This window comes from Ruegeria sp. YTSC106 (genome assembly GCF_059609765.1).
This window is the reverse complement of the sequence record NZ_JBXWMI010000011.1, coordinates 12,891-26,247: the sequence shown is the minus strand read 5'-3', so window position 1 is coordinate 26,247 and position 13,357 is coordinate 12,891. Positions and strand designations below refer to the sequence as shown.

Here is a 13,357-nt window from a genome sequence, read left to right as displayed (position 1 = left end):
ATCCCCGGGGGGAATCGCACCTTGGCGCGATGGGGGGCAGACAGCCCCCCGCGTTACCCCATGGCCCGCAGGCGCTTGATCAACGACGAGGTGTCCCAGCGGCCACCGCCCAATTTCTGTACATCCTTGTAAAACTGATCGACCAGAGCGGTGACGGGCAGGGATGCACCGGTTTCATTGGCGGTATCCAGACAGATACCCAGATCCTTGCGCATCCAGTCGACGGCAAATCCATGTTCAAACTGATCATCCAGCATGGTCTCATACCGGTTTGCCATCTGCCAGCTGCCCGCCGCGCCCTGGCTGATCACCTCGACCACGGCCCTTCCGTCCAAACCTGCCTTTTCGGCGAAGTGTAACGCTTCGCTGAGACCCTGAACCAGACCAGCGATCGCGATCTGGTTGCACATCTTGGTCATTTGGCCCGCACCGCTGTCTCCGATCCGGCGGCAGATTTTGGAGTAGACATTCATCACCGGTTCAGCCGCATCATAGGCGGCCTGATCTCCGCCACACATAATTGACAGAACACCGTTTTCAGCGCCTGCCTGACCGCCCGAGATCGGCGCGTCCACAAAGGCGATACCCTGTGATTCGCCGGCAGCGTACAATTCACGCGTGACCTTTGCAGACACCGTCGTGTGGTCGACGAAAACAGCCCCGCTGGACATGCCGTGAAGTGCGCCGTCCCCGCCGGTGCAAACCATACGCAGATCGTCGTCATTGCCGACGCAGGCCATCACAAACTCGGCGCCTGCAGCCGCGTCTTTCGGGGTGGCCGCCATCGACCCGCCATGCTGCTTCACCCAGGCTTCGGCCTTGGCGGCCGTGCGGTTATAGACAGTGACGTCATGACCTGCGTCCTGAAGATGCCCAGCCATTGGATAGCCCATGATACCCAGGCCAAGGAACGCGACTTTTGCCATTTTGTGATCCTCTCCGCTGTTCGGTCGGCATCAGCGGTGCGTGCCTGACCGAATTGTTTGGCGAAGACAAAGCAAAGCTGCGCCCAAAGGGCAACCCCAAGTCAGCCTTTCCCGCCCAGATCCTGCAGGATCGGGCAATCAGGCCGGTCATCCCCGGCGCAGGCGTCGATCAGGTGGCTCAGCGTTTCGCGCATCGCGTTCAGGTCGGCGATCTTGGCTTCGACCTGTGCCAGATGATCCCGTGCGACTTGTTTCACATCTGCGCTGGCGCGGGTTTCATCCTCGTAAAGCGCCAGCAATGTCCGGCAATCCTCGATGGTGAACCCAAGCGCCCGGGCACGGCCCAGAAAGTTCAGCTTGTGCACGTCCTGTTCGCGAAACCGGCGATAGCCGTTGTCATCGCGCAGCGGTTTGATGAGGTTGATATCTTCATAATACCGGATTGTCTTGGCAGGCAGGCCGGTGCGGGCTGACACATCTCCGATATTCATGCGTGCACCTCCTTGGCGGGCGGGATCGGGGTTTCCGGCACGCTGGCTCGGACGCGACGCAGGCGCAGCGCGTTCGAGACGACAAAGACACTGGACAGCGCCATCGCGCCAGCCGCCAGTGCCGGAGACAACAGATGGCCGCCGAACGGGTAAAGGGCGCCAGCAGCGACGGGGATCAGCAGGACGTTGTAACCAAACGCCCATCCCAGGTTCTGGCGAATGTTTCGCATTGTCCGGCGGCTGATCTCAGTCGCATTTGCAACCCCGCGCAGATCACCGGACATCAGGACGACATCGGCCGTTTCGATGGCTACATCCGTGCCCGTCCCGATGGCGATGCCGATATCAGCCGTTGCCAGCGCAGGGGCGTCGTTGATGCCGTCGCCGACGAAAGCCAGCGTGCCGAACTTGTCCCGCAAGGCGATGATCGCATCCACCTTGCCGTCGGGCAGCACTTCGGCGGTGACGTGATCGATCCCCAGCCGATCAGCCAGAGCCTGCGCGGTGCGCGCATTGTCTCCGGTGACCATGGCCACGGTCAGACCCATTTGGTGGAGCCGCTCCAGCGCCTCTTCGGTGCCGGGTTTGATCGGATCGGACACAGAAAACATGGCCGCAGCCTGCCCATCGAGCGCAACGAACAATGGTGTTGCCCCTTCGGCGGCGCGGGCCTCTGCCTCGCTTGCCAGGGGCCCAAGGTCGATCCCGCGTTGTTGCATAAGCCGGTGCGACCCGATCAACGCGTTCCGGCCTTCAACCAACCCCTGCACGCCAAGCCCGGTCAGGGACCGGACGTCTGTCGCCTTGGGCAGCGTCGCAGGCCCGGCCCGGGTAATCGCCGAAGCTATCGGGTGTTCCGACCGCGCCTCGAGGGCGGCGGCCAGCCGTACAACCTCATCCCTGTCAAATCCGTTCGCCGTCAAAACACTGTCCAATTCCGGACGGCCCAGTGTCAGGGTCCCGGTCTTGTCCAGCGCGATGACGCGTGCCTGCTGAAGCTGTTGCAGGGCATCGCCCTTGCGGAACAGAACACCCAGTTCGGCCGCCCGCCCGGTGCCGACCATGATCGAGGTCGGCGTGGCCAGCCCCATGGCGCAAGGGCAGGCAATGATCAGCACCGAAACACCAGCGACAAGCGCCAGCGGCAGGGCCGGGCTTGGGCCGAAAATCAGCCAGGCTGCGACAGTGATCACGGCAACCAGGATGACCGCTGGGACAAAGCGATATGTAATCCGATCGACCAGGCCCTGGATCGGCAGCTTTGCACCCTGTGCCTGCTGGACCATGCGGATGACCTGCGCCAGCACCGTGTCGCCCCCCACGCGCGTCGCACGAACCCGCAAGGCACCGGTGCCATTCACGGCTCCCCCAACAACCGCTGCGCCGGCTGATTTGCCAACCGGTATCGGCTCGCCCGTGATCATGCTCTCATCGACGTAAGAGGTGCCCTCGAGCACTTCGGCATCCACCGGCACACGTTCGCCCGGGCGGATGTGCAGGATATCGCCGACCGCAATCTTGGCGATAGGACGGTCTTCTATCCGGCCATCGACTTCGATCCGCGCGCTTTTGGGCTGCAGACCCACCAGCTTACGGATTGCAGCCCCGGTTTTGCCCTTGGCACGGGCCTCCAGCAGTCGGCCCAGAAGGATCAGAACGACAATTACGGCTGCGGCCTCGAAATAGACATTGGCTGTACCTTGCGGCAGCGCACCGGGGGCAAATGTGGCCGTGACCGAATACAGATAGGCTGCCCCGGTCCCCAGCGCGACCAGCGCGTTCATGTCCGGCGTGCCCCGCAGCAACGACGGGATGCCTTTGCTGTAAAATACACGACCAGGCCCCAGCAGCAGAGCCGACGTCAGTGCGAACTGAATCAACTGGCTGTTCTGCGCGCCGATGGTGGCGTGAACCCAGTGATGGAAAGCGGGAATCATGTGCCCGCCCATCTCAAGAATGAACACAGGCAGGGCGAGTACGGCAGCCAGTATCGTGGTCCGGGTCAACCTTTGAATTTCGTCATCTTCGCGGTTTTCAGGTTTCGAAGCGCCTTGCAGCCGCGCCGGGTACCCGACTTCAGTTACCACCTGAGCCAGCGCCTCTGGCGTTGTTGCCCCCGCAGCGTAAGTCACTGTGGCAGTTTGAGTCGCCAGATTGACCTGCGCTTCGACCACACCGGGGCTGGCCGTCAGCGCACGCTCGATTTTGCCCACACATGACGCGCAGGTCATGCCTTCAATGCTCAGGTCCGCCCGGCTGGTCGCAGCCGGATACCCTGCGGCATCCAGGGCTTTGGTCAGGGCCGAAACCGGCCCTTCGAAAGCCACCTGCGCGGACTTGGTTGCAAAGTTGACCGAGGCCGCATCTACCCCCGGCACATCTCTCAACGCTGCTTCAACGCGGCCCACACAGGATGCGCATCCCATGCCGGTGATTTTCAGTTCTGTCAGTGCCTTTTGCCCCATGCGACTCGTCCCGGAGGTTTCTTTACGCCCCAGATGGGGGTTCCAGTGACGGGAAGGTCAAGGGCCTGGGGTAATTTTAGTGTTCTGGGTCGCGCATGTTGCGCTCCATCATGCGCTGATACAGGCGTGGCGAAAGGCGGGTGAGCCACCAGGACAGGCGCGCCACGCGGCCAACCGGGATCATGGGCTGCGATTTGTCCAGCCCGCGCAGGATCGTTTCGGCTGCGGCCTCGGGGCTCATCTCGTCCATCCCGTCCTTCGCCGATCCGGGCCGCGCGGTTCCGTCCGTTTGCTCTTGCGCGTTGCCGGGGTTGGTGGCCACAAAGGACGGCGCAGCGATCTGGACCTGAACGCCATGAGGGGCTTCTTCCGAGCGTAGCGATTTGAAGAATCCCTCCAACGCATGTTTCGAGGCAGCATAGGCCGTCCGATGGTAAAGCGGAGCAAAACCGGCCACCGATGAGATGGCCAGATGTGTCCCCTTTGACGCCCGAACCGGGTGCAAAAACGCGCGGGCCATTTCAACGGCCGCAAAGTAGTTGATATCAAACAGTGATCGGTGGCTGGCCGAGTCGGACTTTTCAAAGCCCCGGATTTGCGTGACGCCGGCGTTGTAGATGACCAGATCAATACTGTCGCAGGTCGTGATTGCCCTTTGGCACGCGCTGGCAAGCTGCGCGGGGTCCGTCAGATCACACGCGATTGGAAGCTGGTTCGACCCGGAGTCCAGACCTGAAATATCGAGATCCAGCAGCACCACACGCCACCCGCGACTTTGCAGAGCATGGCTGAGGGCCTGCCCCAAACCGCCCGCTCCACCGGATATGACGGCCGTCTTCATAGCCCGGCCTGCTTTTGCCAGAGCGCGAACACCTGGGCGCTGGTTTTTTTGGGTGTGTAACCGAAGTCGGATTTCAGGGCGGCGTTATCCAGAACCGGTCGATATTGCAGAAATCGCACCTGTTCCGGCCCATAACGGGACAGACCCAGCGGACGCGCAGCGGCCAAAGCCGATTTCAGCGCCCAAGCGGGCAGGCGCAGAACCGGTTTCCCCATGGCGCGGGCCAGATCGGTAACACCCATCGCGCCGTCCCCGGCGACGTTGTAAACGCCAATCGGCCCGTCGGTTGCCGCGCGCCGAAGGATACGTGCCAGATCATGCGTCCAAATGAATACAAACGGACTTTCGCTGCCGACCACGCCCAGCAGGCGCGGTTTGTGGAACAGGGCGGTGATCTGATTTTCGGATCCAGCCCCCAGAACCGTGCCCACGCGCAGAACAACCTGTTCCAGATCGGGGGTGGCTTTGCGCGCTTCGGCCAGGATTTCCTCGACCTGCCTTTTGTGATCGGAATACGGAAACTCGGGGTTGCCTCGCAGCGGATCACCTTCGCGCAGCGGTACTGGGTTGTCTGCGTGATAGCCGTAGGCAGCACCGGAAGACGTGACGACCAACCGGCGCACCCCGTTGGCAATGGCTGCGTTCACCACCTTGCGGGTGCCCTCGACATCAACCGCATATGCCGCCGCACGTTCCATTTTTGGCGGAGGCGTCACGATGGAGGCCAGATGCACTATGACATCCGGCTTCACGTTGCAGATTACACGAGCGGGGGCGTCCGTTGTCACATCCATGGGCAGATAGTGGACGTTTTCCGGCATGCTTTTCGGGTGTTTAAGATCCGTGGCAAAAACCTCGTGCCCCTGAAGTTCGGGCAGCAGCGCCTGACCGACCAACCCGGCGGCACCTGTGATCAGGATACGGGTCATCGCGCGGCCTCGGTTCGGGCCATAACCGACGCCAGGGCAATCCCCGAGATCGCGTGCCAGATGCCCCAGAACGCCGCAACAACGGCCATGCCGCCAAGCCCGTGGAAGAAGGCAAAGATCAACACCAGCCCAAGGCCGGAATTCTGAATGCCGGTTTCGATGGTGATGGCACGGCGATCGAAGGGGGACAGCCGGGTCAGAGTGGCCACAACCCAACCACCCCCCAGCGCCAGGGCGTTGTGAAGGAGCACAAGCCCGGCAACAGCCCCGGCAAAACTGAGGAAAAACCCCCAGTTTGCGGCCAGGGCAAGTACGATGAAGGCCCCAAAAATACCCATCGACAGGTATTGCAGCGGCGCGCGCAAGCGGGCTGTCAGGGCTGGGCGGCGCTGGTTCAGTGCGATGCCCAGGACCAGAGGCAAGATCAGCATCAGCCCGACAAGGATTGCAATTTGCATCGGATCAATCTGGGTCTGCTGCAGGATCGCGCGTGTCGGCGGATACAGCCCGCCCCAAAGCGCAATGTTAAAGGGCGTCATGAAAACCGCGCCGATGGTTGCAAAGGCGGTCATCGACACTGACAGCGCCGCATTTCCACCGGCGCGGTGGGTAATGAAGTTCGAAATATTGCCCCCCGGACAGGCGGCGACAAGGATCAGCCCAAGCGCAATTGACGGTCGCGGGGCCGTCACCCATACAAGCGCAAAAGTCAGCGCCGGCAGGACCAGGAATTGGGAAACCAGCCCGACAATCACTGGCTTTGGCGCGCGCCTGAGACGATCAAAATCCCTTGGCGTCAGATCGATCGCAATCGAGAACATCACGATCGCCAGTATCGCGTTCAACAGCGTCAGGGAGGTCGGGCTGAAATTCAGTGTGACTTCGTCGATACCACTCATACGTCGGCTTTCCGCAGCCGTTCGATCCACCCGGAAACGGCCTTTCTGTAAGTGGCCTTGTCCACGTAGTAAGCCATTCGAGGCAGATCGATATAGCTCATGCCTCCGGTGGCGCGCGTATAGTCTTTTTGCTTTTCGGTTTTCAGATCGGCCGCCACCGGGCAATCCTTCTGAAGACCTTTAATATAGCGCGCCACCATTTCGGCCTGCTCGTGCCTGCCCTGCCAGCCTAGGCCCGTTGCCTCGACCATGCCCAGCACAAAAAGATCGTCCCGTTCCGGGTGTAGCGCGTTCAGGTACAGATGTGGTGCGTCGCCTTGCCAGTTCAGCAAGTCCCTGTCGATGAACGGGTAGTGCAGCTTGTATCCGGTCGCGCCGAGGATCATGTCATACTCTTCGCTCGAGCCGTCCTTGAAATGCACGGTTTGGCCTTCCAGTCGGTCGATATCGGGGCGAATGCGCAGATCACCATGGCCCGCGTGATATAAAACCAGAGAATTCACCACCGGATGGCTTTCATAAAGCTGGTAATCAGGCTTGGGAAAACCGTATTTCTGCGGATCGCCGACAAACCAGCTCAGGATCAGGCCGTCTACCTTACGCTTCAGCCACATGGGCAGGCGGATCTTGCCGCCCATCGTGTCGGCAGGTTTGCCGAAGACGTATTTGGGCACGAAGTAATAGCCGCGACGCATGGACAGATCGCAGCGATTTGCGTGATGGATTGCGTCAACCGCAATGTCGCAGCCGGAATTTCCCGCGCCCACGACCAACACACGCTTGCCGTCGAACTGGCTGGGGTACCGGTACTGCGAGGCATGGATCAATTCGCCGTCAAACGTACCGGGAAAGCTGGGTACATTCGGCTCTGACAGGGTGCCGTTTGCAATCAGAACCCCTGCGAATTCGGCCTGATGCTCGCCGTCGGCATCGCGCCAGAAAACACGCCAACCGTCACCAGATTCGCCCAGCGGTGTGATCCGGGTGACTTCTGCATTGAACTTGTAACTTTCACGCAGGCCGAAACGATCGGCAAAGGCCCGGAAATAGTCGCGCATCGCCCGGTGCGAGGGGTACTCGGCAACCGCCTCATCCATCGGGAAATCTTCGAATTCAGTCATGCGTTTTGAGGAGATCAGATGCGCTGACTCATACATGGTCGATCTGGGGGCATCGATATCCCACAGACCGCCCACATCCGAGTGCAATTCGAACCCCTGAAAGGCGATGCCCTGTTCCTTCAGCACCTTGGCTGCGGCCAAACCCATCGGCCCCGCCCCGATCAGGGCGAATGCGTTGCGCGTCTGTGTCATGAACCCTCCCGAAGTTCGCGATGCTTAACTTGAACGAACGACCAAAATAAGGCAAGATGAAAATCATGAGTCTGAAAAACATAGAAAAGCCAAGGCAAAGAGCAGCGTCCAAGCGGTCTTTGGAGACCAAGGCAAGGATCATGGATGCGGCTGAAACCGTCTTTGCCGACCGGGGATTCGAAGGTGCGTCGATCCGGGATATCGCGGCATTGGCAGGGGTTCAGATTGGTCTTGTGCACCATCATGGTGGTGGCAAGGAAGAGTTGTTTTACAGAACCGTCGCGCGGCGTGCGGACGAACTGGCGCAGCTTCGGGTCGACGCGTTGAACAGGGCCAGGGCTGTTGCTCCGCTGACGCTTCACAGCATTCTGGACAGCTTTATTCGACCCTATGTGGACCTGGCTGAGAAGGGTGGGCCTGGATGGATGGCATATGGACGGTTGGTGGCCCACGTATCGGTTGACCCCAGGTGGCGCGATATCGCAGCAGAGTGTTTCGACCCCACCGCCCAGCTGTTCATCACCGAGATCGCCACGCTTTACCCGGATGTCGATCCAGCCGTTTTGGCAAGTGGCCAAGTTTATTCGGTCTCGGCGATGCTGGCCCATCTCAACAGTGGATGGCGGGTCGAAGCCCTGTCGCAGGGCGGTGACGTGTCCGGCATGGAGCGTCTGGTGGACTTTTGCGCCGCCGGTATCGAAGCAATGGTACGATCTGGTCGTGAATGAACCCTCACGCGACGCGTGACTGTGTGTTCAATCGTTGAGTTGGCGCCCTGGTTTTCCCAATAGCTGTTTCCAGCATCCGGACAGTAGGCGCAGGCTGGATGATTGTATCCCATTTAGCGATCTTTTGGGCGCCCTCCGCCTTGATTGAGGTGAAAACGTGGCATCAATGTGGCGCATGAGCTAAAAGTTTAATTATGTTGTGCTGCTCTTTCACAGAGTGGTTTGTAACAAGTATTTATTCGTAAGGTGGGCACATGACATTCATACGAAACATAGCCGCGATTGCTGTTGCAGGCGTGATGGCTGCAAGCGGTGCTTCGGCGCTGACCATTTCCAGCATCTCGCCCTCTTGGCAAAACGTAAATCCAACGTCCGGCGTTTCTGAAAGCACCTCTGGTCCAACGATTTCTCTTCGGTGGGGAAATGGCAGCAGCTCAAGCGGTTACGATTTCACGCCAACAGGCACGCCGATTTCAGGTCTGTTGCCTGATACGGCATTTGCTCTGGGACAGTTCTCGCATCTGAATTTCCCGATCACGGGAACAACGCTGAGCACCGTCGACCTCATTGTCGACATACTGATCAGTGGTGGCCCTCTGGTGTCTTCGTCATTTGCCCTTACGCATAACGAGACATTGAATCGTCCAAGCAACTGTCCGGCGGATTCTACCCCTTGCGATGACATCGTGACCATTACCAATACTTTGGGCTCACAGAACTTCAGCTTTGGTGGGCAGAATTATGTGTTTTCAGTCCTCGGCTTCTCTCAGAACGGCGGCGGCACTATTTCAAACGGCTTCAGCACAACGGAAAACATGCAAAACGTCGCGACGCTGTACGGGCAATACACGATTGCCCCTGTGCCATTGCCCGCCGCTGGCTGGCTGCTTCTTGGCGGCATCAGTGGCTTGTTTGTGATGGGTCGCCGGAAAAAGCGCAGCATGGCCTGACGGCTTTTTGTGCTCTCTCCATTCTTGTGGTGAGAGCATGCCTGGAATCGGGCTGCTCTGGTGAAGCCAGGAATTCGGTCTTTCAGAGCATGCGCCTCACCGGGCCTGAATTGATGGAATTAGCTTGAAACGATACGGGCGCTTGCTGGAAGCCTGTCGGAAGGCCGCCCGATCATCACTCTTGCTGCAAATGTTCGAACAAAATCTTGCTGAACACGGATGGCGGTGACGTTCGCACGGCGCTGGGCGAGACGAAAAAACCGAACATGATGATCAGTATGATCAGGGCAGTACCGGCAAGACAAGCCGCCGAGAGGTGAAAGACCGAGCGAACCATTGCGACACTCCCTTCTCTAAATATCCGGAAATTCTGTGAGGTCTGAAACGTCAGCCTGACTTTGCCAGCTCTTGTTTCAGCCTTTGGTTTTCCGCCTGCAACTCTGCCAACTGCTGCCCCAGCTTGTTCAGATGAGGGCGCAACTCTGCTTCAGTGAAGCGCGGTGTGATGTGGCTTGGGCAGTTCCAGTCCAACGCCTCTACGCGAATGATCACGGCCCGTTCGGCCCGTGCCTCGGCCTCTTCCGGGTAAAGGGTAGTGGCCGCTGCTTCGCCTTCCGTGAATGCGACGCGCCCTAGGATCTTGAGACGGCGTCGGTTGGCGTAATCCATCAGGATCATCGCGATGCGATCGTTGCCGTCCAGGTTCCCGCGCGAGATGTACTGTTTGTTGCCCGAAAAATCCGCATATCCGATAGTCCGGGGCCCCAGCACTTTCAAAAATCCTGCTGGCCCGCCCCGATACTGCACATAGGGCCAGCCGGTCTCGGACACGGTGGATTGATAGAACCCGTCCCGTGCCTGAATGAACTCTTTCTCGGGGCCGCCGATCAGGTGGCCTTGCTGGGGACCACCTTCAATGAACTTTGTATAGGTTCTGGCAGATCCCATCCTCTCCTGATGAGCGCGGACAGAGGGAGTAAACGTCAGTTTGGCAAAAGCGCGGGGCATGAATGTCCTTTCAAAGACCCAGTTCGGTCAACCCGGGGTGGTTTTCAGGGCGTTCGCCCAGGGGCCAATGGAACAGCCGGTCATCTTCTGCAATGGGAAGATCGTTGAGCGAGGCATGGCGATGTGACATGCGTCCGTCATCGGCGAATTCCCAGTTTTCATTGCCATAGGATCTGAACCACTGACCGCTGTCGTCGCGCCACTCATAGGCATAGCGCACGGCTATGCGGTTTCCGGCAAAGGCCCACAGTTCCTTGATCAGGCGATATTCCAGTTCTTTCCGCCATTTGCGGGTCAGAAAGGCGTGGATGTCGGTATGGCCGGACAGGAATTCAGCCCGATTCCGCCATTGACTGTCTTCGGTGTAGGCAGGCGTCACGCGGTCGGCGTCACGACTGTTCCAGGCATTTTCCGCCATGCGCACTTTTTGAGTGGCGGTTTTGAAGGTGAACGGGGGCAGTGGGGGTCTGGACATTTTGCAAATGCTTTCAGGTGAGTGAGGCGGCAAGAAGAGCCATGGTCAGAAGGAAGGGGACGTACTGAGGTGGAAAAATGCTGGCGCGACGTTTCATCGGTCAAATCCTCGGGTGTACAGATCGGTTAACTTACAAATAAGGTGTACCGATCTGTAAACTTTTGCAAGTGGAAATTTCACGATGAGACTGGGCGTCTGGTAAAATTATTTTAAAACAATGCTTTGGCTTTGGGTCATTGTACTTCGCGCTTCATGATAATATGTACAGAACGGTACACCATGGAGCCGAATCATGCGCCCAAACAAACGGGATGAGTTGGTCAGCAAGGCCCTGAAGGTCTTTTACCGCGACGGGTTTCACGCAACCGGCATGGACAAGCTGGTTGTGGAAACAGGCGTGTCAAAGACGTCGATGTACAAGCATTTCCGCACCAAGGAAGACCTGATCGTGGCCGCGCTGCGCCTACGGGATGAGAACTTCCGCAACTGGTTCTTTCAACGCATCGACGAGATGGCAGAAACACCAGCCGAACAGATCATCGTCAGCTTCGATGCCCTGAAGGAATGGTTTGAAGAGGACGGGTTCCGGGGCTGCATGTTCATCAAGGCCGGGGCTGAGTATCAGGATAAGGATCACCCCATCCATGTGCAGGCCGCTGAGCACAAACAGCTTTTGCTGGAACATTTTACGATCATAGCCCAACAGGCCGGCGCGCATGATCCTCGAAAACTCGCGAGTCAGATCGTACTGTTGCAAGAGGGAGCAATCGTATCCGCCGTTCTGCTTAAGAACTGCGATCCGGCTGAAGACGCCAAGGATGCGGCCAAACACCTGTTGGCCAAAGAACTGGCTTAACCCGGCCAGTCAAAAGGGATTCTCTGACATTGCAGGCTGATGAACGTTGCGTTGTTCCTCAAAGGGACGCCGCGTCACAAGGATTGGCGTGAGTCGAACACAGCGCTAGCCTTTCCGGAAAGACTGATTGGAGAGCGTACAATGTCACTTTTCACTTCGACTGCGGCATGGGTCACCGATGAACACCGCATGTTCGCGGATATGGCTGGTCGGTTCATGGATGACGAACTGTCGCCCAATATCGAAACCTGGGTTGAAAACGGCGTTGTGGATCGCGATTTCTGGCGCAAGGCCGGCGAAACCGGGCTGATGGCGGGTGCGATCCCCGAAGAATATGGCGGTGTCGGCGGCGGCATGGGCTTTGACGCCATCACGGCTTATGAGCAGGGCGCGCGAGGAGATGCGGGTTGGGGCTATGGCATTCAGTCGATCGTGACCCACTATCTCACCGCCTATGGCAGCGAAGATCAGAAGAAGAAGTGGTTGCCCAAACTGGCGTCGGGCGAATTGGTCGGCGCGCTAGCAATGACAGAACCCAGCACCGGCTCGGACGTGCAGGCCGTGCGGACGACCGCCGAGAAGGACGGGAACTCCTATCGGCTGAACGGGTCAAAGATCTTCATCACGAACGGACAGACTGCGAATCTGATTATCGTGGCCGCCAAGACCGACAAGTCCGCTGGCGCACGCGGCGTCTCATTGATTGTGGTGGAAACTGACGGGTGTGAAGGTTTTCGCCGGGGGCGGAACCTCAAGAAACTGGGCATGAAGGGCAATGACACTGCCGAGTTGTTTTTCGAAGATGTCAAAGTGCCGATGACAAACCTGTTGGGGCCCGAAGAAGGGCAGGGTTTCTATCAGCTGATGAAACAACTGCCCTGGGAACGGCTGAATATCGCTATCATGGCGCTGGGCGCGATCGATTTCGCCATCGCCGAAACAGTGAAATACGTGCAGGAACGCAAAGCCTTCGGGCAGCGGGTGATGGATTTTCAGAATACTCGGTTCAAACTGGCGGAATGCAAGACCAAGGCCGAGGTTCTGCGCAGTTTCATCAATGATTGTATCGGAAAACTGGAAGTGGGCGAGCTGGACGCGGCCACGGCCTCGATGGCCAAATACTGGGGCTCTGAGGTGCAGAATGAGATCATGCATGAATGCCTGCAACTGTTCGGCGGCTACGGGTTCATGATGGAATACCCGATCGCGCGTCTTTACGCGGATGCCAGGGTGCAGATGATTTATGGCGGCACCAACGAGGTCATGAAAGAGCTGATCGCGCGATCGCTCGACGTCTGAGCCCACCACGCGGGTCCTCCCGCCCGGTGTCGTCATTCATGACGGAATGACTCCTCCGGTTGGGCCCGGCAGGCTCGGGCAAAGCCCGTGCCTGCGGAGTCTGTTTCGTTGTCGCAACATTGCTAAATGGAGGCTTGCATAAAGGGAGGTATCGGTAGGATGTTCCGCCGAAAAGAC

The 13,357-nt window shown here is 58.7% G+C and carries 14 protein-coding genes; 4 read left to right on the top strand and 10 right to left on the bottom strand.

The window, feature by feature from the left end; genetic code table 11:
• Positions 1 to 53 precede the first annotated feature (53 nt).
• The 7 genes from AC2FEB_RS15350 to AC2FEB_RS15320 form a co-directional block, all read right to left on the bottom strand.
• The gene (locus tag AC2FEB_RS15350) at positions 54 to 926 is read right to left on the bottom strand and encodes an NAD(P)-dependent oxidoreductase (RefSeq protein ID WP_496674393.1); all 873 of its coding nucleotides are present in this window, start codon (positions 924 to 926) and stop codon (positions 54 to 56) included.
• A 101-nt stretch (positions 927 to 1,027) separates the two neighbouring features.
• Entirely contained in the window at positions 1,028 to 1,417 is a 390-nt protein-coding gene (cueR, locus tag AC2FEB_RS15345; protein WP_117868001.1) for a Cu(I)-responsive transcriptional regulator, read from the bottom strand.
• On the bottom strand, positions 1,414 to 3,882 hold the full coding sequence (locus AC2FEB_RS15340; protein WP_496674396.1) for a heavy metal translocating P-type ATPase: 2,469 nt from the start codon (positions 3,880 to 3,882) through the stop codon (positions 1,414 to 1,416). The genes cueR and AC2FEB_RS15340 overlap by 4 nt, the downstream gene beginning before the upstream one ends.
• A gap of 76 nt (positions 3,883 to 3,958) precedes the next feature.
• Entirely contained in the window at positions 3,959 to 4,723 is a 765-nt protein-coding gene (locus AC2FEB_RS15335) for an SDR family NAD(P)-dependent oxidoreductase (protein WP_496674399.1), read from the bottom strand.
• The gene (locus AC2FEB_RS15330) at positions 4,720 to 5,652 is read right to left on the bottom strand and encodes an SDR family oxidoreductase (protein ID WP_496674402.1); all 933 of its coding nucleotides are present in this window, start codon (positions 5,650 to 5,652) and stop codon (positions 4,720 to 4,722) included. Before AC2FEB_RS15330 ends, AC2FEB_RS15335 begins: the two co-directional genes overlap by 4 nt.
• Positions 5,649 to 6,551 (bottom strand): bile acid:sodium symporter family protein, encoded by a 903-nt coding sequence (locus AC2FEB_RS15325; protein ID WP_496674405.1) that lies wholly within the window; start codon positions 6,549 to 6,551, stop codon positions 5,649 to 5,651. Before AC2FEB_RS15325 ends, AC2FEB_RS15330 begins: the two co-directional genes overlap by 4 nt.
• The gene (locus tag AC2FEB_RS15320; RefSeq protein WP_496674408.1) at positions 6,548 to 7,864 is read right to left on the bottom strand and encodes a flavin-containing monooxygenase; all 1,317 of its coding nucleotides are present in this window, start codon (positions 7,862 to 7,864) and stop codon (positions 6,548 to 6,550) included. Before AC2FEB_RS15320 ends, AC2FEB_RS15325 begins: the two co-directional genes overlap by 4 nt.
• A gap of 65 nt (positions 7,865 to 7,929) precedes the next feature.
• On the opposite strand from AC2FEB_RS15320, the gene AC2FEB_RS15315 reads away from it, so the two are divergent.
• Both AC2FEB_RS15315 and AC2FEB_RS15310 read left to right on the top strand, forming a co-directional pair.
• The gene (locus AC2FEB_RS15315; protein ID WP_117868015.1) at positions 7,930 to 8,592 is read left to right on the top strand and encodes a TetR/AcrR family transcriptional regulator; all 663 of its coding nucleotides are present in this window, start codon (positions 7,930 to 7,932) and stop codon (positions 8,590 to 8,592) included.
• Between the two features lie 254 nt (positions 8,593 to 8,846).
• On the top strand, positions 8,847 to 9,542 hold the full coding sequence (locus tag AC2FEB_RS15310) for a THxN family PEP-CTERM protein (protein WP_117868017.1): 696 nt from the start codon (positions 8,847 to 8,849) through the stop codon (positions 9,540 to 9,542).
• Between the two features lie 175 nt (positions 9,543 to 9,717).
• Here the strand turns inward: AC2FEB_RS15310 and AC2FEB_RS15305 are convergent, their stop codons facing one another.
• From AC2FEB_RS15305 to AC2FEB_RS15295, 3 genes are all read right to left on the bottom strand, one after another.
• Positions 9,718 to 9,879 (bottom strand): hypothetical protein, encoded by a 162-nt coding sequence (locus AC2FEB_RS15305; protein WP_162896721.1) that lies wholly within the window; start codon positions 9,877 to 9,879, stop codon positions 9,718 to 9,720.
• Between the two features lie 50 nt (positions 9,880 to 9,929).
• Positions 9,930 to 10,490, bottom strand: a complete 561-nt coding sequence (locus tag AC2FEB_RS15300; RefSeq protein ID WP_496674413.1) for a pyridoxamine 5'-phosphate oxidase family protein — start codon at positions 10,488 to 10,490, stop codon at positions 9,930 to 9,932.
• Between the two features lie 70 nt (positions 10,491 to 10,560).
• Positions 10,561 to 11,025 carry a nuclear transport factor 2 family protein gene (locus AC2FEB_RS15295; protein WP_496674416.1) on the bottom strand — a complete coding sequence of 155 codons (465 nt, stop codon included), beginning with the start codon at positions 11,023 to 11,025 and terminating at the stop codon, positions 10,561 to 10,563.
• Between the two features lie 292 nt (positions 11,026 to 11,317).
• Between AC2FEB_RS15295 and AC2FEB_RS15290 the strand changes: the two genes are divergently transcribed.
• Positions 11,318 to 11,881 carry a TetR/AcrR family transcriptional regulator gene (locus tag AC2FEB_RS15290; RefSeq protein ID WP_496674419.1) on the top strand — a complete coding sequence of 188 codons (564 nt, stop codon included), beginning with the start codon at positions 11,318 to 11,320 and terminating at the stop codon, positions 11,879 to 11,881.
• A gap of 141 nt (positions 11,882 to 12,022) precedes the next feature.
• The gene (locus AC2FEB_RS15285; protein WP_496674422.1) at positions 12,023 to 13,180 is read left to right on the top strand and encodes an acyl-CoA dehydrogenase family protein; all 1,158 of its coding nucleotides are present in this window, start codon (positions 12,023 to 12,025) and stop codon (positions 13,178 to 13,180) included.
• Positions 13,181 to 13,357 lie beyond the last annotated feature (177 nt).

Bases quoted from the DNA above. Each gene is read 5' to 3' on its own strand.
- AC2FEB_RS15340 (WP_496674396.1), bottom strand. From the start codon at position 3,882: ATGGGGCAAAAGGCACTGACAGAACTGAAAATCACCGGCATGGGATGC.
- AC2FEB_RS15295 (WP_496674416.1), bottom strand. From the start codon at position 11,025: ATGTCCAGACCCCCACTGCCCCCGTTCACCTTCAAAACCGCCACTCAA.
- AC2FEB_RS15325 (WP_496674405.1), bottom strand. From the start codon at position 6,551: ATGAGTGGTATCGACGAAGTCACACTGAATTTCAGCCCGACCTCCCTG.
- AC2FEB_RS15305 (WP_162896721.1), bottom strand. From the start codon at position 9,879: ATGGTTCGCTCGGTCTTTCACCTCTCGGCGGCTTGTCTTGCCGGTACT.
- AC2FEB_RS15335 (WP_496674399.1), bottom strand. From the start codon at position 4,723: ATGAAGACGGCCGTCATATCCGGTGGAGCGGGCGGTTTGGGGCAGGCC.
- AC2FEB_RS15300 (WP_496674413.1), bottom strand. From the start codon at position 10,490: ATGGGATCTGCCAGAACCTATACAAAGTTCATTGAAGGTGGTCCCCAG.
- AC2FEB_RS15285 (WP_496674422.1), top strand. From the start codon at position 12,023: ATGTCACTTTTCACTTCGACTGCGGCATGGGTCACCGATGAACACCGC.
- cueR (WP_117868001.1), bottom strand. From the start codon at position 1,417: ATGAATATCGGAGATGTGTCAGCCCGCACCGGCCTGCCTGCCAAGACA.
- AC2FEB_RS15320 (WP_496674408.1), bottom strand. From the start codon at position 7,864: ATGACACAGACGCGCAACGCATTCGCCCTGATCGGGGCGGGGCCGATG.
- AC2FEB_RS15310 (WP_117868017.1), top strand. From the start codon at position 8,847: ATGACATTCATACGAAACATAGCCGCGATTGCTGTTGCAGGCGTGATG.
- AC2FEB_RS15315 (WP_117868015.1), top strand. From the start codon at position 7,930: ATGAGTCTGAAAAACATAGAAAAGCCAAGGCAAAGAGCAGCGTCCAAG.
- AC2FEB_RS15290 (WP_496674419.1), top strand. From the start codon at position 11,318: ATGCGCCCAAACAAACGGGATGAGTTGGTCAGCAAGGCCCTGAAGGTC.
- AC2FEB_RS15330 (WP_496674402.1), bottom strand. From the start codon at position 5,652: ATGACCCGTATCCTGATCACAGGTGCCGCCGGGTTGGTCGGTCAGGCG.
- AC2FEB_RS15350 (WP_496674393.1), bottom strand. From the start codon at position 926: ATGGCAAAAGTCGCGTTCCTTGGCCTGGGTATCATGGGCTATCCAATG.